Source organism: Robiginitalea aestuariiviva (assembly GCF_029537735.1).
Lineage (GTDB): Bacteria > Bacteroidota > Bacteroidia > Flavobacteriales > Flavobacteriaceae > Robiginitalea > Robiginitalea aestuariiviva.
In genome coordinates this window covers 657,090-675,751 of the sequence record NZ_JARPUQ010000002.1, presented here as the reverse complement: position 1 = coordinate 675,751, position 18,662 = coordinate 657,090, and the positions used below count along the sequence as shown (strand labels likewise).

At 57.5% G+C, this 18,662-nt stretch carries 19 protein-coding genes and 1 other RNA gene; 5 read left to right on the top strand and 15 right to left on the bottom strand.

Annotated elements, in window-relative coordinates; all coding sequences use genetic code 11:
• Nucleotides 1–21 precede the first annotated feature (21 nt).
• The 3 genes from OZ410_RS09860 to OZ410_RS09850 are packed head-to-tail and all read left to right on the top strand — an operon-like array spanning nucleotide 22 to nucleotide 2,031.
• A complete protein-coding gene (locus OZ410_RS09860; RefSeq protein WP_277707793.1) occupies nucleotides 22–675 on the top strand; it encodes a hypothetical protein in 654 nt (217 codons plus the stop codon).
• On the top strand, nucleotides 650–1,483 hold the full coding sequence (locus tag OZ410_RS09855) for a DUF3822 family protein (RefSeq protein ID WP_277707792.1): 834 nt from the start codon (nucleotides 650–652) through the stop codon (nucleotides 1,481–1,483). Before OZ410_RS09860 ends, OZ410_RS09855 begins: the two co-directional genes overlap by 26 nt.
• Nucleotides 1,483–2,031, top strand: a complete 549-nt coding sequence (locus OZ410_RS09850; protein ID WP_277707791.1) for an RsmD family RNA methyltransferase — start codon at nucleotides 1,483–1,485, stop codon at nucleotides 2,029–2,031. Before OZ410_RS09855 ends, OZ410_RS09850 begins: the two co-directional genes overlap by 1 nt.
• A 526-nt stretch (nucleotides 2,032–2,557) precedes the next feature.
• Here the strand turns inward: OZ410_RS09850 and rnpB are convergent.
• Nucleotides 2,558–2,888: RNase P RNA component class A (gene rnpB / locus OZ410_RS09845), an RNA gene on the bottom strand.
• 135 nt (nucleotides 2,889–3,023) lie between these two features.
• Between rnpB and OZ410_RS09840 the strand changes: the two genes are divergently transcribed.
• On the top strand, nucleotides 3,024–4,916 hold the full coding sequence (locus OZ410_RS09840) for a DNA polymerase III subunit gamma/tau (RefSeq protein ID WP_277707790.1): 1,893 nt from the start codon (nucleotides 3,024–3,026) through the stop codon (nucleotides 4,914–4,916).
• On the opposite strand, the gene OZ410_RS09835 is transcribed toward OZ410_RS09840, so the two are convergent.
• The 7 genes from OZ410_RS09835 to OZ410_RS09805 are packed head-to-tail and all read right to left on the bottom strand — an operon-like array spanning nucleotide 4,911 to nucleotide 11,690.
• Nucleotides 4,911–5,267, bottom strand: a complete 357-nt coding sequence (locus OZ410_RS09835) for a transmembrane 220 family protein (RefSeq protein ID WP_277707788.1) — start codon at nucleotides 5,265–5,267, stop codon at nucleotides 4,911–4,913. The two genes, OZ410_RS09840 and OZ410_RS09835, sit on opposite strands and share 6 nt — an antisense overlap.
• Nucleotides 5,268–5,276: 9 nt before the next feature.
• Entirely contained in the window at nucleotides 5,277–6,653 is a 1,377-nt protein-coding gene (locus OZ410_RS09830) for an alkaline phosphatase family protein (protein WP_277707787.1), read from the bottom strand.
• Nucleotides 6,650–7,846 (bottom strand): metabolite traffic protein EboE, encoded by a 1,197-nt coding sequence (gene eboE / locus OZ410_RS09825; RefSeq protein WP_277707786.1) that lies wholly within the window; start codon nucleotides 7,844–7,846, stop codon nucleotides 6,650–6,652. Before eboE ends, OZ410_RS09830 begins: the two co-directional genes overlap by 4 nt.
• Nucleotides 7,846–9,009 (bottom strand): 3-dehydroquinate synthase, encoded by a 1,164-nt coding sequence (locus tag OZ410_RS09820; RefSeq protein WP_277707785.1) that lies wholly within the window; start codon nucleotides 9,007–9,009, stop codon nucleotides 7,846–7,848. Before OZ410_RS09820 ends, eboE begins: the two co-directional genes overlap by 1 nt.
• A 5-nt stretch (nucleotides 9,010–9,014) precedes the next feature.
• Nucleotides 9,015–9,914 carry a UbiA-like protein EboC gene (gene eboC, locus OZ410_RS09815; RefSeq protein ID WP_277707784.1) on the bottom strand — a complete coding sequence of 300 codons (900 nt, stop codon included), beginning with the start codon at nucleotides 9,912–9,914 and terminating at the stop codon, nucleotides 9,015–9,017.
• A 4-nt stretch (nucleotides 9,915–9,918) separates the two neighbouring features.
• Nucleotides 9,919–10,827 (bottom strand): TatD family hydrolase, encoded by a 909-nt coding sequence (locus OZ410_RS09810; RefSeq protein ID WP_277707783.1) that lies wholly within the window; start codon nucleotides 10,825–10,827, stop codon nucleotides 9,919–9,921.
• A gap of 2 nt (nucleotides 10,828–10,829) precedes the next feature.
• The gene (locus OZ410_RS09805; RefSeq protein WP_277707782.1) at nucleotides 10,830–11,690 is read right to left on the bottom strand and encodes an EboA domain-containing protein; all 861 of its coding nucleotides are present in this window, start codon (nucleotides 11,688–11,690) and stop codon (nucleotides 10,830–10,832) included.
• Nucleotides 11,691–11,841: 151 nt separating this feature from the next.
• Between OZ410_RS09805 and OZ410_RS09800 the strand changes: the two genes are divergently transcribed.
• Complete coding sequence (locus tag OZ410_RS09800) at nucleotides 11,842–12,423, top strand: MiaE family protein (RefSeq protein ID WP_277707781.1); 582 nt, start codon at nucleotides 11,842–11,844, stop codon at nucleotides 12,421–12,423.
• A gap of 6 nt (nucleotides 12,424–12,429) precedes the next feature.
• Here the strand turns inward: OZ410_RS09800 and ppk1 are convergent, their stop codons facing one another.
• The 7 genes from ppk1 to pyrR form a co-directional block, all read right to left on the bottom strand.
• On the bottom strand, nucleotides 12,430–14,508 hold the full coding sequence (gene ppk1 / locus OZ410_RS09795) for a polyphosphate kinase 1 (RefSeq protein ID WP_277707780.1): 2,079 nt from the start codon (nucleotides 14,506–14,508) through the stop codon (nucleotides 12,430–12,432).
• Nucleotides 14,509–14,511: 3 nt separating this feature from the next.
• Nucleotides 14,512–14,997 carry a SixA phosphatase family protein gene (locus OZ410_RS09790; RefSeq protein WP_277707779.1) on the bottom strand — a complete coding sequence of 162 codons (486 nt, stop codon included), beginning with the start codon at nucleotides 14,995–14,997 and terminating at the stop codon, nucleotides 14,512–14,514.
• A gap of 38 nt (nucleotides 14,998–15,035) precedes the next feature.
• Nucleotides 15,036–15,683, bottom strand: a complete 648-nt coding sequence (pdxH, locus tag OZ410_RS09785) for a pyridoxamine 5'-phosphate oxidase (protein ID WP_277707778.1) — start codon at nucleotides 15,681–15,683, stop codon at nucleotides 15,036–15,038.
• A 98-nt stretch (nucleotides 15,684–15,781) separates the two neighbouring features.
• Nucleotides 15,782–16,687 carry a ribonuclease Z gene (locus OZ410_RS09780; RefSeq protein WP_277708364.1) on the bottom strand — a complete coding sequence of 302 codons (906 nt, stop codon included), beginning with the start codon at nucleotides 16,685–16,687 and terminating at the stop codon, nucleotides 15,782–15,784.
• A gap of 17 nt (nucleotides 16,688–16,704) precedes the next feature.
• Nucleotides 16,705–17,037 carry a ribonuclease Z gene (locus OZ410_RS09775; protein ID WP_277707777.1) on the bottom strand — a complete coding sequence of 111 codons (333 nt, stop codon included), beginning with the start codon at nucleotides 17,035–17,037 and terminating at the stop codon, nucleotides 16,705–16,707.
• Nucleotides 17,038–17,040: 3 nt separating this feature from the next.
• Nucleotides 17,041–17,970, bottom strand: a complete 930-nt coding sequence (locus OZ410_RS09770; protein ID WP_277707776.1) for an aspartate carbamoyltransferase catalytic subunit — start codon at nucleotides 17,968–17,970, stop codon at nucleotides 17,041–17,043.
• Nucleotides 17,971–17,973: 3 nt separating this feature from the next.
• Complete coding sequence (gene pyrR, locus OZ410_RS09765; RefSeq protein WP_277707775.1) at nucleotides 17,974–18,513, bottom strand: bifunctional pyr operon transcriptional regulator/uracil phosphoribosyltransferase PyrR; 540 nt, start codon at nucleotides 18,511–18,513, stop codon at nucleotides 17,974–17,976.
• Nucleotides 18,514–18,662: the final 149 nt, after the last annotated feature.

The window sequence follows — 18,662 nt, the reverse complement described above, 5'->3', positions numbered from 1 at the left end:
TCCAAAATAACGCGAGATAAAATGAAAACCGTACTGCAGATTGTTCTCTGGATTGTATGTATCGTTCTGGGGTACATGATATACCAATCCGTAACCGGCCCCATAGAATTCGACAAAATTAAAAAGGAACGATTTGCCGATGTAATCGACCGCCTGAAAGATATCCGCAACGCCCAGGAAGCCTATAAAACGGTAAACGGGAACTACGCCAAGGATTTCCAGAGCCTGATCAAATTCGTGGATACCGGCCAGTACGTTATCACCCAGCAGCGGGATTCCTCCTATATGGAATTCGACCCCACCTACGGCATCGACATGCTTAAGGAAGTGAAGATTATCGATACCCTGGGATATGTATCCGTGAAAGACTCCCTCTTTAAAGCGGACACCCGTTACAACTCCATGATGAATGTCCCGCATGCCCAGGGCAATGAGACCTTCACCATGAAAGCGGATTTTATTGAGCAAAGCGGATACCGCGCCCCCGTCTTTGAGGCCAAGGTAGCCAAGAAAATTATCCTTTTCGATCAGCCGGAAGACCTGGTGGCCCGTGAGAACGCTCAGGTTAGCGTGGAAGAAGTTAACGGTTCCGAAATCACCGTAGGTTCCCTCACCAAGGTGAGTACCAGCGGTAACTGGCCCCCGATCTATGACAAAAAAGGAGAACAACAATAAGGCGCTGAGCGCCTCCGACACTCCTTATCATAAACTGTCCATTCAGGTAAGCCTGAATGGACTTTCTTTTTGTGTGCTCGATACGGTTGAAAAGAACCTATCCCTGCGGTATGCACACCGCTTTGAGGCGCCGGTGACCCCCTACCGACTGCAACATGAACTCAAGGAGCACCTGCGGGAACAGGGGGTCTGGGACTACGCTTTCACCGAGGTAGTGGCCATCCACCGCAATACGCTTTTCAGCCTGGTGCCCCAGGCCTTCTTCCGGGAGGAAGACCTGGCAGACTACCTGAAATTCAACGCCAAGATGCTGCCCACGGACCGCCTGGACCACGACCCGGTAGCCGGCCTGGACCTGATGAACGTCTATGTGCCCTTCACCAACATCAACAATTACCTGTACGACCTTTTTGGCCCCTTCGAATTCAAACACTCGGGTACCGTATTGCTGGAAACCCTGGTGAAATTGCCCAGCAGCGGGCAGGGGACGGTCTGTTATGCCCACCTGGGGGAATCCCAATTGGATATCGCCGTTTTTGCCCATAAGAAATTACGGTTCTTCAACAGTTTTTCCCTCCATGGCGACCTGGATTTCCTGTATTACCTCCTCTTTACCCTGGAACAGCTGGGCCTGGACCCCTTGCGCGTAAAACTCCGGTTACTGGGCGAGGTGACCGAAGGCGACCCCATCTTTGAACAGGCCTCGGAGTACCTCGAAAACGTAGCCATCTTTATTCCCGGGGGCCCGGGCTATCCCGTGACGGATGCCGAAGCCTCCCCGGATTTCACCCTGATTGGCGCTCTGTAATGCGCATCATCTCCGGTACCCATAAAGGCAGGCGGCTTCAAGCCCCTAAAAACCTCCCGGTCCGCCCAACCACTGACCGGGCCAAGGAAGGCCTGTTCAATATCCTGGCCCACCGGGTATACTGGCCGGACACGGAAGTTTTGGATTTGTTTTCAGGCACGGGCAATATTGCCCTGGAATGCGCCTCCCGCGGCTGCGCTTCGGTAACCGCCGTAGATGCCCACCCCGGGTGTGTTTCTTTTATCCGGAAAACCGCCAAGGCCCTGGAACTACCGGTGCACCCGATGCGGCAGGACGCCCTGAAATATGTAGATCGCGTGGGTCGCAGCTTTGACCTGATCTTTGCGGACCCCCCCTACGACCTGGATCCTGTTGCCATGAAACAGCTGGCAGCCCGCTGTACTTCCCCGGAGCTCCTGGCCGAGGACGGCATTTTTATCCTGGAACACGGCCGGCAAACCGACCCCAGCGACTGGCCTGGCTTTACCGAGCAGCGTGTCTACGGCAGCTCGGCCTTTAGCTTTTTTGAGCGGGTTGCCCAGCCTTAGGCCAACCCCTTTAATAAGGAACTTTACCCTTTTTCGAAATACACCCGCAAGCCGGTACACTAACACGGAGCGTGGGGTTATCAATCAACCAGACTGAAAAAGGAAAGTACCTCGCCTGAATTTGAAGGAGCCAGGCGAGGCCTATGAATTCTGGGTCTGGAAAAAGGGGTAATCCCGAAAAAGAAGAACCCGAAGGACGCAGGAAGGCGGCAGGCGAGCCCGAGAGGTTTTGCTTCCCTCAGGTCGCAGTGGAAGTTCTGGTTTCTTAACTGAAAAAGAAAAGAACCCGGTTTGGGTTTGAAGGAGCCAGGCGAGGCCTATGAATTCTGGGTCTGGAAAAAGGGTTAATCCCGAAAAAGAAGAACCCGAAGGACGCAGGAAGGCGGCAGGCGAGCCCGAGGGATTTTATTTCCCTTAGGCAGGGTTTTTGGAGTGGCATAGCAGCGCTACGTCGCGAGAAAAAGCCAATCTAAGGGGATGAAAGACCCGGGCGCAGCGGCGCCTGAGTGCGGCATTCGGGTTCAAAGAAAAAAGCAGGCCATAAGCCGGATTCTGTACCCGGACGGATCCGGGGTACCTGTCATTTATCTGGACCCGCAGTTACCCACGGGTTCGATCCGCCTACCCGCCAGCTTGGGCGTGCCACCCTTAAACGCTGGCCTATGTGGCGTTTCACCGCATAGAGTTTACCTGATTTCACTACAGCCGAACTGTACTTGCTTTCTGTTGCACTGGTCCTCCCGTATAGTGAAGCCTGCTTCTACTACACGGTGACGGGCGTTACCCGCTATGCCGCACTATGGTGTCCGGACTTTCCTCACCGGGGGTTTCCCCGGAGCGACAGGCCGGCCTGCTCTGTTTGCAAAGATACGGCTATTGTTAATAAGTTCAAGGGGGCGCAGGGGCCTGCAGGTGCAGGAAAACCACTTCGATGGTTATATTTGTAAGACTGCAGGGGCGCCAGCGTTGGCGCGCTGCATAAGGTCTTTCGGATGGAACCCTTTATCGTATCGGCACGGAAATACCGCCCCCAGCAATTCGAGGACGTCATTGGCCAGCAGGCCATTACGCGCACCCTCGAAAATGCGATTGCCAGCAACCACCTGGCCCAGGCCCTTTTGTTTTGCGGACCCCGGGGGGTTGGAAAGACCACCTGCGCCCGGATTTTGGCGAAAAAGATCAATGAGGATGGCAACCAGCGCGATGGGGAGGACTTTGCATTCAACATCTTTGAACTCGATGCCGCTTCGAACAATTCGGTAGACGACATCCGCAACCTGATTGACCAGGTGCGCATCCCCCCTCAGGTAGGAAAATATAAGGTGTACATCATCGACGAGGTGCACATGCTTTCCCAGGCGGCCTTTAACGCCTTTCTGAAAACCCTGGAAGAGCCGCCGGCCCATGCCATTTTTATCCTGGCTACCACCGAAAAACACAAAATTATCCCCACCATCCTCTCCCGTTGCCAGATTTTTGACTTTCGGCGTATTACGGTACAGGACGGGGTGGATTACCTGAAGTACATCGCCGGGCAGCAAGGCGTGGAAGCCGAGGAAGAAGCCCTGCACATGATTGCCCAAAAGGCGGACGGCGCCATGCGCGACGCCCTCTCTATTTTTGACCGGGTGGTGAGCTTTGCCGGGAACCAGCTTACCCGGAAGGCCGTGGCCGAAAACCTGAACGTGCTGGATGTAGACGTGTACTTCCACAGCACAGACCTGATTCTGGAAGGGGATATCCCCGCCCTGTTACTCTATTTCAATCAGGTACTGGCCCAGGGGTTTGACGGCCACCACTTCATCAGCGGGCTGGCCTCCCACTTCCGGGATCTCATGGTGTGCCGCCACCAGGATACCGTAGCCCTGCTGGAAACCAGCGAAGCCACGCGCCAGCGGTACCTGGAGCAATCCCAGCGCTGCAGCGGCCCCTTCCTGCTGGAAGTCCTGGACCTGGCCAACCAATGCGACCTGGATTACAAAAGCAGCAAGAACCACCGCCTGCTGGTAGAACTCTGCCTGATGAAATTGGCCTCTGTAGAACAGGGCCAAAAAAAAAAGACTAGGGGAGACGCCCCCCTGATCCCGGCATCGCGGTTTACCGTGGTTCCCGAAACTACCCCCTCCCTGGCTACACCTGCTGCACCTGAAACCCAGGTGCCAGACCCGGAAGACGCCCCCACCCATGTAGTGCCCGAAACCCCGGCAGAAGAGCCCGTGCAACCCCAAGCCATTACAGAACATCCGGAGTCGGAAATGAAGTCGGAACCACCGACCCCTGAAGTCCAGGCCTCGGAACCCGCCAAAAACCCGGAAATTTCTGGAAATGCTACGGCCGCCAGGGCACCCGAAACCCCTACGGATGTATCCGGGATCCCGGAGGAGCAACCCGCCAGACCAGCACTGCCCACCCCCCAGCAGCGGCAGGGCGTCTCCGGCCTGTCCCTTTCCAGCATCCGGGCCAAAAAAGCCCATGAACAGCGCAAACGCGAAGCCGAAGAGGTGCCGGAGGAATTGCCGGACGATCCGGTTTCGGAGGAGGCCATGCAAACACACTGGAAGGCATTTGTGGGCACCCTGGAAGCCTCTGGCAAGAAAATCCTGGCTGCCAGCCTGAGCACGGATACGCCCAAACTGCAGGGGCCGCACACCATCTGGATAGAACTACCCAACAGTACCATGAAAAAGGAGGTGGAACGGGATCAGTACGAGCTGATGCGCTACCTGAAACAGGAGCTGAACAACCACCACCTGCACCTCAAGATCACGGTGAACGAGGAAACCGAACGCCAGTACGCCTTTACCCCCCAGGAGAAATACGAGAAGTTACGGGAACAAAACCCGGCCCTGGATCTGCTGCGAAAAACCTTCGACCTGGAATTATGACCGGTCCCTGCGGATGCGCCAGCTGAGTAGCAGGAATACCAGGGCAGTTATAGCCAGCCCCAGGGATTCCCGCCCGCGTTCAATATTCATATTGGCCATTCCGCGCTCCCCAAAGCGAACCCCTTCAAAACTTTCCGGCCAGAAAAGAAAGGTGCCAGCCAGATAGGCTATGCCCAACACCAGTGCCAGCCAATAGGGGAGTTTTCCCAGGGCAAACCCCAGGCACCCCAGGGCGGCTACCAAATAGATCCCAATCCAGACGGCGGCATCCGGGTCATTGAGTTGAACATAGGCAGCCCAGGCAAACAAAAGGGCCATCAGCGCGGCAAAAGCTTTGAAAAAAGGTTTCATCGGTTGGTCTTATTCCGCCTCCAGAAGCCTTTTAAGGCAGGAATACACCTCGGTAGCCTGCATGGGGTCGGGGTTCTGAAAAACGGGGTTGTCTGAAATAAAGATAGGATAATCCAGCGGATCGTCCGGGATGCGTCCATGGGAGCCCTTCACCAGCTCCGGTTTCAGTGGAATGATGTTCATTAAGGTACGGAAGCCCAATTTCTTCCGCAACAGTTTTCCGACTACCCGGGGCATCACCCAGGCATCGTCCGGGTCCGTAAACAATTCCACCGGGTCGTACCCCGGTTTGCGATGAATATCGACCGTCCGGGCAAAATCCGGAGCCCGGGCATCATCCTCCCAATAGTAGTAAGTAAACCAGGAATCTGCGTCGGCTACGGCTACCAGGTCCCCGCAACGGGCATGCCCCAGGTGAGCTGCGCTGCGCTCCTCCCCGACCAGCAGGCGTTCCACCCCGGGAAGGGATGCCAGCAGCGCCTGCACTTCGGGAATCCGAGCAGGATCCTTTACATAGATATGGGCCACCTGGTGATCTGCTACGGCAAAGGCCTCACTGGCCCCGGCGTCCAGGAGTTCCAGCCCACGCTCTACCCGCACGGCAAGCAGTTCTGCGGCCCGCAGCACACGGTTCAGGTGAACCGGTCGGTGTACGTTCGTGATGCCATATTCCGAAAGGAGTACTACCCGGGCCCCCTGCCCGGAATAATAATCAATCAGGTTGCCCGTCACCCGGTCTACCTCCTGCAAATCCGTGGCAATGCGATCCATGTCCAAACCGTGGCGCTGCAGGTTGTAATCCAGGTGGGGCAGGTAAATCAGGGTCAGGGTGGGGTTATGCCAGCGGTCCGTCAGCATACTGGCGTTGGCAATCCACTCTGTGGAACGGATACTGGTTTTAGGGCCCCAGAAATGGAAGAGGGGAAAGGTTCCCAACTCCTCCTGCAAGCGGTCCCTGAGACCGGCGGGGTGGCTGTAGACATCCGGGATTTTACGACCGTCTGCCAGGTAATTGGGTCGCGGGGTCACGCTAAAATCCACGCTGGAATACATATTGTACCACCAGAACATATTGGCACAGGTAAAACCGGGGTTTTCCCTACGGAGGGCATCCCAGATTTTATCTCCCTGCACCAGGCGGTTGGATTGCCTCCAGAACTTCACCTCCAGCTCCTCGTTAAAGTACCATCCATTACCCACAATGCCATGGTCTTCGGGCCAGGTACCCGTCAGATAGGTAGACTGGGCGGTACAGGTCACGGCCGGCAGCACCGGGTGGATGTCCTGCATCCCGCCCCTTTCGGCAAAAGCGGTGATCCGGGGCATGTGAGGACCCAGAAGCCTGCGGGTCAGGCCCACCACGTTAATGACCACCGTCTTTTTCACGATTCCAATGCCGTTTTTAACCATTGTAACTCCCGGGCAATAGAAGCCCCGAGGTCCTCCTTCAGGCCCGGGGGCAGTACCTCCCAGGTATAGGTCTCCACCTCCAGGTGACGCGTAAAGGGACTTGCCTTAAGCGTCTGAAGGACCTCCAGGATTTCCGGCTGGGTGGCTTCCAGCAAGCCGAAGGTCTGCGTAAATACCGGCACGTGGAAATGGGCCCGCAATTCCTGAAATTCGGGGGCCTCCCGAAACAGTTCGGGCAAATCCGGATAAGTCTGTACCCCGGAAGGGGTCTGCCGGGTCACCTGGTGCAGGTATATGGGTTCGTTAAAAGCCTGTAGGGCTTGCAGGGCGGCCATGGGATCCTTCCCGGCCGGAATTTTCAGGGCGGCGCTTACCTGGATCTTGCCTACCCGAATCCCGGCGGCCTGCAGGGCAGGCAGCACCTTTTCCGGCCCTTCAAAGGCCAGTGCAAAGTGGCAAATATCATAACAGAGGGTAATGTGACGCAACAGGGCCTCCCTTGCTTCCTCCGGGCCTATGCCAAGGGTTTCTTCCAAAATGGGGCCGCCCAGGGGCAGGAGGTAATCCTGGTAAAACCTCAGGACGTCTGCCGTATTTTCCAAAAGACCATCGGGTTCGGGTTCTACATCCAGGTGGAGGTAGTTGCCGGTGGCGGCTTCCCGACCGGCCAGGTAAGCGGCCACCCGGGCCATCTGCCGGGCGCCTTCCCCCAGGGCCGAAGCTGTGGCGGCCTTGTCCTTGTGCCAGTACTTGTAGCTTACGGGGGAGGTAGATATCCCTGCCTCCTCCCCTGCCGGCATGAGCTGTTCCAGCTGGCGGAACAGCCTTAGGGTGTACTCCAGGCGTTCGGGCCGTGTCCAGTCCGGGTGGTGCACCTGGTCCTTCACCGGGCTGCCGTGGAAATCCCCGTAGGGAAACCCGTTCATGGTAAAGACATAGATCTGCCGGGCATCCAGCCAGGTGCGAAAGGCCTCCAGGGCCGGACCCTCACCCAGTTCGCGGCTGGCCTTATCCGATAACCGGAGGCCCAGGCCCATGGGCTGGTTTGGGGCTACCTGCGCCTTGATCCCAGGCAGGTAGGCCTCCAGGGCCTTAAAGGTGGTTGCCCAATCGGATCCGGGGTGGATGTTGGTGCAATAACTGATATGCAGCGGGCCTTCCAGGCGCATCAGGAGGCTTTTTCAATCCCCCGGCCCGGCAAAAAGGAGCCGATGGCCTGGCGCATGGTTGGCAAATCGATCTGGTGGACATCCCGCTTGCGGCCAAGCCCTTCCAATAGCGTAATGGTCAGGCGTCCGCCCAGGTGCTCCCGGAATTCTTCAATCCCCTGCAGCAGGGCCTCTACCCCATCCGTTTCCAGCACCGGCAATTCCAGGGTAAAGCCCAGGGCCTCTAGCAGGGCAAGAACCCGGTCCCGGTCTTCCCGGGTCAGCCAACCCGTAAGGTGGCTGTACACCACGTCTATGGCCATCCCCAGGGCAACAGCTTCGCCGTGGCGCATTTCGTAATGGGTCAGGTGCTCCAGTTTGTGGCCGGCCCAGTGGCCGAAATCCAGGGGGCGGGAAGACCCGCTTTCAAAAGGGTCCCCTCCACCGGCTATATGATCTATATGCAGTTCCGCACAGCGGTAGATCAGGTGGTCCATGGCCTCCATATCGCGCTGGCGCAGGGCCCGTGCCCGTTCTTCCAGCGCCTCAAAAAAACCGGCATCCTTAATCAGGGCCACCTTCACGGCCTCAGCCATCCCGGCAATCCAATCCCGGTCTTCCAGGGTGCGGAGGAAGTCTGCGTCGTTCAGGATGGCCAGGGGCACGGCAAACGTGCCCACAAAATTCTTTTTGCCAAAGGCATTGAGTCCATTCTTAACCCCCACGGCCGCATCGTTCTGAGCCAAAACCGTAGTTGGGATCCTGAGCAGCTGTACCCCCCGGTGCGCAATGGCCGCGGCATACCCGACCATGTCGATCACCGCGCCCCCGCCAATGGCCACTACAATGGAGTGGCGGCAAATCCGCTCCCGGTCAATGGCCTGCAGCACCTGCTGGGACCAGGTTTCGGAATTCTTGGCGGCTTCGCCCCCGGGCACGGATAACAGGGCTGTAAAGTCCAGGTGGGCCTCCCATTTCCGGCAATAGGCCCGGATGCGCTGCTCCAGGCCCGGATGGGCATCCAGCACCCCCGAGTCTGCCACAAAGAGGAGGCGGACAGCCGAGTCCGGACGGTAGCCCCGCACCACTTCGGCCAGCAGGGCATTATCAGGTTCAAAAAGCCCCCGCGTAAACAGCAGGCGGTGCCTGAAGGGGACGGAAAATGTCTTTTCTATACGTTTCATAAGGTCTATGTCACAGCAAAACGCCCAGCCAGCCAGCGGGCCAGGGGTAACAACAGCAGCACCATCAGGCCCAGCCACCAATCGCCAAAACCCGCCGCCCAGGCAGCGTCCATGGCAATAATCCCGATCACCCCCCATTTTACGGCCTTCCGGATCCGGGAGGGAAGGGGTTCTCTGAGCGCCGCCAAAAGGGGCCGGAAGACCAGGATCGCAAAAAGCGCCAGGAAGGCCACGGCATAAGGCAGGTTTCCCTGATGGTACCACACCAGGTAGCCCAGCGTAAAAATAACGATCGCGTAGAAAACCACCGCCAGGATCAGGGGCTTTTTCCCCGAGCCGTGTACCTCCCCGCGGCTAACCGTGGTTATGGCAAAGATATAGACCAGAGGTACCCCTAGAAACACCCATATTTCCCCAAGCGGGAGGAGGCTCATCCCCAGAGCCAGGTTAAGGCCCCGGCATATCCCCATGGCCAGCGGCCCAAAAAAACCGTTCTTCTTGGCCAGGGCATCGTACCAGAGTATACTAATGGCCAGGATCAGGGCCACCCCGGCACTCTGCAGGCTTTGCGCATAGGCCAGGGCCATCCCGGCCAGGAGCAACAGCGCCCCAAAGCCCCCTGCAGCACCCCGGCGAACCATGCCGCTGGGAATGGGCCGTTCCGGCCGTTCCACGGCATCCAGTCCTGCATCAAATACATCGTTAAGGACCACCCCGCCTGCATACAGGGCTTTTGAAGCAGCTACCAGCAAAAGGGCGGAAGGCAAGAGTTCTGAACCCAGGGTAGCTGGAGACATCCCCGCCAACCCAAGGGCTATGGCCATCCCGGCAAGGATATCAGCGGCTGCCGTCGGCAGGTTGGCCGGGCGCGTGAGCCGGATGAGTCCCGATACGGTCTGCCCCACCACCTTATCGGATTTCGTCGGAATCCACCCGGGGTTGCTGCCCGCGAAGTACGCTATTGTCGTTAAAGAGCTGGCGCTGGTCAATGCCGCCGGCCTCCTGCCAGTCCTGTTCGGACATGCCGCTGTTCCGCCCAAAGGCATCCAGGGCATTCTGATAACAGGTACGCTCCACATCCTCCCGGGAAATCCCCCTGCGCAGCATAAGGGAAGCGGTTTTAGGCACGGCCAGCGGATCGCTCACCCCCCAATCTGCAGAGCTGTTCACCAGGATACGTTCGCTGCCGTACCGGCGCACGACTTCCACCATCCGCTCATTCCCCATTTTGGTTTTGGGATAGATGGTAAATGCCGCCCAGAAGCCACGGTCCAGCACCTCCTGCACGGTCTCCTCATTGTTGTGATCTATAATCACGTCTGCCGGGGCCAGGCCGTGCTCCAGGCATACCTCCATACTCCGTATGGTCCCGGCCTTTTTGTCCCGGTGAGGGGTATGGACCTGCACGCTCATCCCCATTTCCCTGGCCAGTTCCAACTGCGCCCTGAAAAATTTATCCTCTGTGGGAGTTTGGTCGTCGTACCCGATTTCCCCTACCCCTACCACATTCTCCTTATGGAGGTACAGGGGGAGCAGTTCCATAACGGCCTCGGCCAGAGGTTCGTTGTTGGCCTCCTTGGAATTCAGGCCAATGGTGCAGTAGTGCTTAATCCCAAACTGGCTGGCCCGGAAAGGCTCCCACCCCACCAGGCTGCTGTAGTAATCCTGAAAGGAGCCCACCTGGGTCCTGGGTTGGCCCAGCCAGAAGGCGGGTTCGATAAGGGCCACCACGCCGGCGGCAGCCATGGCCTCGTAATCGTCCGTGGTACGGGAGGTCATGTGTACATGGGGGTCAATGAAACGCAAGGGTTTCTCCATAACTATTTGGCTTTAAGGTCTTCCCAGCGAAAGGGATGGTTCTGGAATTCGGCATGCAGGGGGTGGACCCAAATCAGGTCCTGAACCCGGGCAAGCCCGGAAGCCCGGCACACCAGGTAGCCCGCTTTTTGCTCCCTGGGGTCAGGGCTTTTCAGCAGGCGGCGCATATCCGCCAGCAAACCATCCTGATCCAGGTAGGCTGCCACCGGCCGCCAAAAAATAGGATCGATATCCCGGGAAGCTGCCCAGCGTTCATGGGCATAATCCGAAATGATGCGGGCCAGATCGGCATTGGCCCGGGCTTCCACCCCGGGGATGGCCAGCAGATCCCGCTGCATAAAGGCCGCCTTCAGATACATCTGATTCCACTGGTCGGTATTGAAATATCGGGCCGGATAGGGATTTCGGAGGGCGATGGCATCGAAGACATCCGCAATGTTCGTGCGCAGGGCATCCACCGCCAGGTCTGACAATTGTGCGGCCGATGGCAAGGTGGAAAGATAGCGGAGCAGGGTCACCAATTCCCCTGTATCGGCCACCTGTGCCAGTTGGCGAACCTTGGGAACAAAATATTCCGGGTTGGCGTCCAGCACACGGGCCAGCAGGTATACCCGGGCCAGTTCCCGGCTTCGGATCTGATGTTCCCGCAGATACGTCATCTGATCCATAAGCGCTGCGGGTGGGGGCGCTATAGGAGTATCCGGAAACTTACGCCCGCACAGGCTGTAGGCCATAAATAGCTTGTGGCCCGAAGGCGGGTCCAGAATGCCTGCAAGCTGACTTTTCAGCCAGGCGGCAGCCTCGGCACCTCCTTCCGCTACCAGCCATTGCCCTAGGGCATCCGGTGCGATGTTAGAATGCATAGATTTCCGGGTTGAAGGTTCGGGGGAACGGGACCCCCGGAGCCTTACAAAGCTAGCCATTAATATTCAGATTCCCGCCTGAAAAAACGGGAAACCAGACCGTATCGGGCGATCCCGTCAAAACTTTTTACCTTCGCAAAAAACGGACGCCATGCTCGGACTCAAGCTCCCTACAGATCCCCGGTGGGTGAATATTGTGGAAAAGAATATCGACGAAATCCTGACCGACCACGCCTTCTGCGAACAGAAAGCGGCGAGTACGGCGATTTCCCTGATTGTGAACTTCCCGGAATACCCGGACCTGGTTAACGAAATGGTGGCCCTGGCCCGGGAGGAGATGGGGCACTTCAAGATGGTGCACGAGCGCATTCTCGCGCGCGGCAAAACCCTGGGGCGTTACCGGAAGGACGAATACGTGATTGCCCTGATGAAATTCTTCCCCAAAGGCGGGGCGAGAAGCGAGCAACTGGTGCATCGCCTGCTTTACGCCGCCCTGATCGAAGCCCGCAGCTGCGAACGCTTCCGCCTGCTCTCCGAGGAACTCCGGGATGCCGACCTGGCCGAGTTTTACCGCAAACTCATGGTGAGCGAAGCGGGGCACTACACCCTGTTTTTAAAATTCGCCCGCAAATTCGGGGATAAGGCCGAAGTAGATGCCAAATGGCAGGCCCTGCTGGAGTACGAGGCAGAAATCATGAAAGGCCTCGGGACAAAGGAAACCGTGCACGGGTAACCCCGCCTAGGGCTTCAACCCCAGCTTGCGACGGTAATAGTCGTACATCTCGAACTGCGACCGGAAAGGCGCCTCGGTATTAACCCGGTAGTTGTTCTGCTGTTCTACGTCAAAGACCCTTGCCTTCACATTATCCCTCCATGAAATCTCGAAGGTGTCGATCAGTTCCTGTTTGATGTCTTCCTGGTAGATGGGGCAACCCACCTCCACCCGGTAATCCAGGTTGCGGGTCATCCAGTCCGCCGAAGAGATGAACACCTTGGGGTCGCCGTTATTGGCAAAAATAAAGACCCGGGGGTGCTCCAGGAATTTGTCCACAATACTTATGGCTTCGATGTTTTCGCTCATCCCGGGGATGCCCGGCACCAGGCAGCAAATCCCACGGATGATGAGCTGGATCTTAACTCCGGCATTGCTGGCCTCGTACAGCAGGTCCACCATATCGTAGGAGGTAAAGCTGTTCATCTTGATCTTGATGTAAGCCTCCTTACCGGCTGCAGCATTGGCCATTTCCTTGCGGATCAGGCGCTCAAAGCGCTCCCGGGTATAGTGGGGGGAAACAATCAGGTGCTTGTATTTCTTGACTTTATAGGTGGTCTCAAAGAAATCGAAGACCTTGGCCAATTCCTTCAGCAGGGAATCGTCTGCGGTAAACAGGGTATAATCCGTATAGACCCGGGCCGTGGATTCGTTGAAGTTCCCCGTGCTGATAAAGCCGTAGCGCCTCACGCCCTCGGCCTCCTCCCGTTCTATGACGCAGATCTTGCTGTGTACCTTCAGGCCGGGGACCCCGAAAATGAGCTTAACCCCTTCCGCCTGCAGTTGTTCCGCGTATTCAATATTGGCACGCTCGTCAAAGCGGGCCTGCAGCTCAATCTGTACCGTAACCTGCTTTCCGTTCTTGACCGCGTTGATCAGGGCAGCCGCTACCTGGGAATTGTTCGCCAGGCGGTAGACGGTAATCTTGATGCTCCGCACCCTGGGGTCCAGGGCCGCTTCCCTCAGGAATTTAATCACATAGGTAAAGGTGTGGTAGGGGGCGTACATCAGGTAATCCCGACGGGCTATGTCCACCAGCATGCTCCCTTCCATGGTGAGGTCCTTCACCGGGAGGGGCCGGATCTTTTCGTACATGAGGTCTTCCCGGCCCAGGCTCGGAAAGCCCATATAATCCCGGCGGTTGTGGTAACGCCCCCCGGGAATGACACTGTCCGTATCCTGGATGTTCATTTTTTCCTTCAGGTAGTTGAGGGTGTCCGCCTCAATGGCCCGGTCGTAGACAAAACGCACCGGGTCGCTGATTTTCCGGTGCTCCACCGAAGTGGAGATTTTTTCGATAAAGCTTTTGCTCAGGTCGTTGTCGATATCCAGCTCGGCATCGCGGGTAATCTTGATCATATGGGCCGAGATCTCCGAGAGGTTGAACATGTTGAAGATGCTCCTCAGGGAATACCGGATCAGGTCGTCCAGGATAATGATATAGTGGTCCTCTCCTTCCGGGGGCAATACGATAAACCGGTCGATGTCCTTGGGGATCTCAATCAGGGCATAGCGGGTCTCGTTTTCGGCCCCGTCTGTGGCCTCCGTATCCAGCAGCACCAGCTTTACGGCCAGGTAGGCGGCGGTGTCCTTCAGGACCGGGAATTCGGTAAGCCCGTCCAGAATGATGGTCATCAGCATGGGATTGACCTTCTGGATGAAGTAATTGCGCAGAAACTCCTCCTGGTGTTCCTGTATTTCCGTTTCGTTGATGATGTGGATATGCTCCCGTTCCAGCTCTTCCTCGATCTCCCTGAGGATCTCAATGCTTTTTTCCTGCTGCCGGATCACGATGGCCGTGATCTCCTCCAGCAGGTCCTTGGCCTTTTCGCCCCCCAATACGCTCTTGCCGGATTTCCCGGCCTGCACAATCCGTTTGACCGTGGCATAGCGCACCTTGAAGAATTCATCCAGGTTGTTCGAGAATATGCCCAGGAAACGCAGGCGTTCGATCAGGGGTACGCGGGTGTCCTGGCTCTCCTGCAACACGCGTTCATTGAAGCGGAGCCAGCTGATTTCCCGGTTGATGTATTGGGTTTTGTCCATGTATTATTTAAGGTGTTTCGGGAAGACCATGCCAAGGGTCCTGCCGTGGGTAATATCCTTCCAATGCGCCGTATCAAATTGCAGGCGGACGCATCCCGTAGTGGGTACGTTGTCCGTGTGCCGGCTGCCCCAGGCGTTAGCCACCAGGGTAAAGGCGTGGTTGTGGCCGAAGATCAGCACCCGCTTCAGGGCATCGTCCAGGCCGCGAACAAATGCCTTGACCGAACCCCCGCTGAAATCATAGAGCGCTGCGGCAAGCTCCAGGCGATCGTAGGGAATGCCCAGCTCGCGCATCAGGATGGTACAGGTGTGCAAAGCCCGGTTGGCCGGGCTGGAAAAGACGGCATCGGGGACCGCCAACTCCGGCTTGAGGGCAGCCGCCACCAGGTGGCCGTCCTGCACGCCCCGTTCGCTTAACGGGCGGTCCTTATCCGAGACGTCGTATTCCCAGGAAGACTTGCCATGACGGATCAGAATCAGTTCTTTCATGTTATTAACAGGTCGGTATTGGTTGTTTTTTCGGAGCCTCAGGGCGCCAGGCGCTCCAGCTTCCAGTCCCAGTCTTCCTGCAGCAGGTAGCGCAGCCGGTCGTGGAGGCGATTGGGCCTCCCCTGCCAGAATTCCACGCTCTGTGGCCGCACCAGGAAGCCGCCCCAGAAATCGGGCCGGGGGATTTCCTGCCCCTGGTAGCGTTGTTCCAGATCCCGGACAGCTTCTTCCAAAACGGCCCGGGAAGGGATTACCTGGCTTTGGGGCGAAGCGATGGCCCCCAACTTGCTCCCGTCCGGCCGGGACTCAAAATACCCGTCGGAAAGGTTGGGCGCCAGTTTTTCGGCCCGGCCCTTCACAATCACCTGCCGCTCCAGCACCGGCCAGAAAAACGACAGGCAAACCCGGTTGTTGGCCGCAATGGCCCGGCCCTTTTCACTTTCGTAATTGGTGTAGAAGATAAACCCCTCGTGGGTAAACCTCTTGAGCAGCACAATCCGTCCCTTGGGAAAGCCATCCTGCCCTATGGTGGTGAGCATCATGGTATTGGGCTCATCCATGCCCGGGTGCGCTTCGGCCATCCGGAACCATTGCTGAAACAGCTCCATGGGATTGGCGGGGACTTCCCCCTCGAGCAACTGCCCTTTCTGATACGATTTCCGGTAGTCTCCTAAATCCTCCTGCATGCGTTTAAACTGGAGCCCCAAGATAATCAAAGTTGCCTAAAACCCGGGGATAGGATTGCCTTTAAAATATCGTTAAAGGCCCGGAGGCGGGAGGTTGCTTACCACTGGAACTGCTTGCCGTCCTCGGCCAGCTCCGTGTTGGTGAAAATGGCGGCAGCTTCGGTCCGGAAGGCGGATAAATCCTTGTACCGCGTAGAGAAATGGCCCAGGATCAGCTGCCCCACCCCGGCATCGGCGGCAATCCGGGCGGCCTGCCGGGCCGTGGAATGCCCCGTTTTGGAAGCCAGGTGGGCTTCGGTTTCCAGAAAGGTCGCTTCGTGGTAGAGCCTGTCAACCCCGTTTATCCAGGAAGTGAGTTCCGGTTTGTAGGCGGTGTCGCTGCAATACGCATAGCTGGCGGGAGGCGGAGGCGGCAGGGACACCTCCCGGTTAGGCACCGGTTTCCCGTCCGGGCCGGGTACGTCCTCCCCTAATTGTATCCGCCGGAAATAGGCGCGGTCAATCCCCAGGGCCGTAGCCTTTTCCAGGTCGAGTTTGCGCAACCCGGGCTGCTGACGAAACAGGTAACCGTTGGTATAGACGCGGTGGGCCAGCGGCAGGGTAGAAACCTGCAGGGTGGTATCTTCCAGGATTACTTCCGGTTCCGTTGCGGTCAGTTCATGGAAATGCAGGGGGTACTGGGTCCAGGAATCCCCGAGCTTTAACAGGAGGGTAACCGCCTCCTTAATGCCCTTGGGGCCGTAGATGTGCAGGGGTTTTTCCCGCCCCAGCAGCCGGAAGGTGGAGATCAGCCCGGGCAGGCCAAAGAAGTGGTCCCCATGGAGGTGGGATATAAAAATATGCCCGATGCGGGAAAACTTGATGCGGTAACGGCGCAGTTCCATCTGGGTGCCTTCCCCACAGTCAATCAACACCATATGCCCGCCGGCTTCCAGGATCTGGGCGCTGGGATGAGTCAGGTGGCGGGGGGTGGCAGCATGGCAGCCGATGATCTGTAACCGCATGGACGGATGGGCAGCGCTCAAAGGTCCAGGTCCCTTTCGATATCCTCCATCTCGATCACATCCCGGGCTTCCTGCAAGGTGGGTACCAGGCAGAGCTCGTCCGGCACGTCTTCATAGGAAACCCCGTCATAGACCAGGACCAGGGACTTACCCGCGCCCCTGTGGCGGTTGGAAATGTCCAGGAACTCCAGCAGGTCCGCCGGGCGGAGCGCATCGAAGGAAAACAGGTTCAGGATCAGGTTGTTGTGTTTAAACCGCGGATACGCTTCCTCCAGGTTTTTCAGGAATACCGCCAGGGATACCTTTTCCTGGAAGACAACCGTGGTATGGCCTTCCGTATCGAAAATCATGGCTTACTGTTTTATCTTGGAAGCTAACAAATAAATCACTGCCATCCGAATGGCCACCCCGTTTTCCACCTGGTTGAGGATGATGGAATGGTCCGAATCCGCCACGTCGCTGGTGATCTCCACCCCGCGGTTAATCGGGCCCGGGTGCATAATCACGATTTCCTTGTCCAGGCTGTCCAGCAGGGCCTTGTTCAGCCCGAACTGCCGGGCGTACTCCCGGGTGGATGGGAAATAACTCATGTCCATCCGCTCGTTCTGCACCCGCAGCATGTTGGCCACGTCGCACCACTGCAGGGCATCGCGCAGGTTGCTTTCCACCTTTACCCCCAGGCTTTCCACATGTTTCGGGATCAGGGTCTTGGGCCCGCAAACCCGGACCTCAGCCCCCTGCATCTGCAGGGCGAAGATATTGGAGAGCGCTACACGCGAATGCAGGATATCGCCCACAATAACCACCTTTTTGCCCCCTACCCCGCCCAGGCGTTCTCGGATGGAATACGAGTCCAACAGGGCCTGCGTGGGGTGTTCGTGGGCCCCGTCGCCGGCATTTACGATGGCGGCCTGCACATGCCTGGACAAGAAGATTCCGGCCCCGGGGTTGGGATGGCGCATCACCACCATGTCCACCTTCATGGAGAGGATATTGTTCACGGTATCGATCAGGGTTTCCCCCTTGCGCACCGAAGACTGTGCGGCCGAGAAGTTAACCACATCCGCGGACAGGCGCTTTTCGGCCAGCTCGAAGGAAAGCCGGGTTCGCGTACTGTTTTCGAAGAAAATATTGGCGATGGTAATGTCCCTTAGGGAAGGGACTTTTTTGATGGCACGTCCCAGAACTTCCTTAAAGTGGTCTGCCGTTTGAAAGATCAGCTCCAGATCCTTCGGATTCAGGTATTTGATGCCCAGCAGGTGTCGTACGCTCAGTTCGCTCATCGGTTAATTGCTAATCAGGTAAACCGCATCTTCCCCCTCGTTTTCCTTCCAGCACACCCGCACCTTCTCGGCGTTGATGGCATCCACCTGCCGGCCGCGGTAATCCGGCTGTATGGGAAGGTGGCGGCTGAAGCGGCGATCGATCAGGGTGAGCAGTTCTATGCTGCCCGGCCGCCCGAAGGACTGCAGGGCCGTGAGGGCTGCGCGGATGCTGCGCCCGGTGTAAAGCACATCGTCTATCAGCACCACCCGTTTGCCCTCCACCAGGAAGTCGATCTGGGTTGAACTGGCTGCCAGGGTCTTGTCGCCCCGGCGGAAATCGTCCCGGTAAAACGTGATGTCCAGCAGGCCAAAGGGGATCTTCCGCACTTTGTACTCCTTTTCCAGCAGTTCCCTGAGGCGTACGGCCAGAAAACTGCCGCGGGGCTGTAACCCAATCAGGACACTCTCGCTAAAATCCAGGTGGTTTTCCAACAATTGACAGGCCAGGCGGTGCAGGATAATTTCGATCTCCTTGGCGGAAAGCAGCACTTTTTGACTCATAGGGGGCCGGTCCTAGGCGTTGGTGATACAAAAGTATACAATTCTTCCCAATTCACCCGTATCGGGAATCCCGCAAACCTCCCGCGGGAATGGGGCAAAAAAAACCCCGGAAACTGCTTTCCGGGGTTTTGTATTGCATAGCGTACCGC

Bases quoted from the DNA above. Each gene is read 5' to 3' on its own strand.
- OZ410_RS09790 (WP_277707779.1), bottom strand. From the start codon at position 14,997: ATGAAAGAACTGATTCTGATCCGTCATGGCAAGTCTTCCTGGGAATAC.
- OZ410_RS09770 (WP_277707776.1), bottom strand. From the start codon at position 17,970: ATGAGCGAACTGAGCGTACGACACCTGCTGGGCATCAAATACCTGAAT.
- pdxH (WP_277707778.1), bottom strand. From the start codon at position 15,683: ATGCAGGAGGATTTAGGAGACTACCGGAAATCGTATCAGAAAGGGCAG.
- OZ410_RS09810 (WP_277707783.1), bottom strand. From the start codon at position 10,827: ATGGAGAAACCCTTGCGTTTCATTGACCCCCATGTACACATGACCTCC.
- eboE (WP_277707786.1), bottom strand. From the start codon at position 7,846: ATGCGCCTGGAAGGCCCGCTGCATATCAGTTATTGCACCAACATCCAC.
- OZ410_RS09860 (WP_277707793.1), top strand. From the start codon at position 22: ATGAAAACCGTACTGCAGATTGTTCTCTGGATTGTATGTATCGTTCTG.
- OZ410_RS09855 (WP_277707792.1), top strand. From the start codon at position 650: ATGACAAAAAAGGAGAACAACAATAAGGCGCTGAGCGCCTCCGACACT.
- OZ410_RS09775 (WP_277707777.1), bottom strand. From the start codon at position 17,037: ATGATTTTCGATACGGAAGGCCATACCACGGTTGTCTTCCAGGAAAAG.
- OZ410_RS09840 (WP_277707790.1), top strand. From the start codon at position 3,024: ATGGAACCCTTTATCGTATCGGCACGGAAATACCGCCCCCAGCAATTC.
- OZ410_RS09850 (WP_277707791.1), top strand. From the start codon at position 1,483: ATGCGCATCATCTCCGGTACCCATAAAGGCAGGCGGCTTCAAGCCCCT.
- OZ410_RS09800 (WP_277707781.1), top strand. From the start codon at position 11,842: ATGCTCGGACTCAAGCTCCCTACAGATCCCCGGTGGGTGAATATTGTG.
- OZ410_RS09780 (WP_277708364.1), bottom strand. From the start codon at position 16,687: ATGCGGTTACAGATCATCGGCTGCCATGCTGCCACCCCCCGCCACCTG.
- OZ410_RS09820 (WP_277707785.1), bottom strand. From the start codon at position 9,009: ATGAAACGTATAGAAAAGACATTTTCCGTCCCCTTCAGGCACCGCCTG.
- pyrR (WP_277707775.1), bottom strand. From the start codon at position 18,513: ATGAGTCAAAAAGTGCTGCTTTCCGCCAAGGAGATCGAAATTATCCTG.
- OZ410_RS09805 (WP_277707782.1), bottom strand. From the start codon at position 11,690: ATGCATTCTAACATCGCACCGGATGCCCTAGGGCAATGGCTGGTAGCG.
- ppk1 (WP_277707780.1), bottom strand. From the start codon at position 14,508: ATGGACAAAACCCAATACATCAACCGGGAAATCAGCTGGCTCCGCTTC.
- OZ410_RS09835 (WP_277707788.1), bottom strand. From the start codon at position 5,267: ATGAAACCTTTTTTCAAAGCTTTTGCCGCGCTGATGGCCCTTTTGTTT.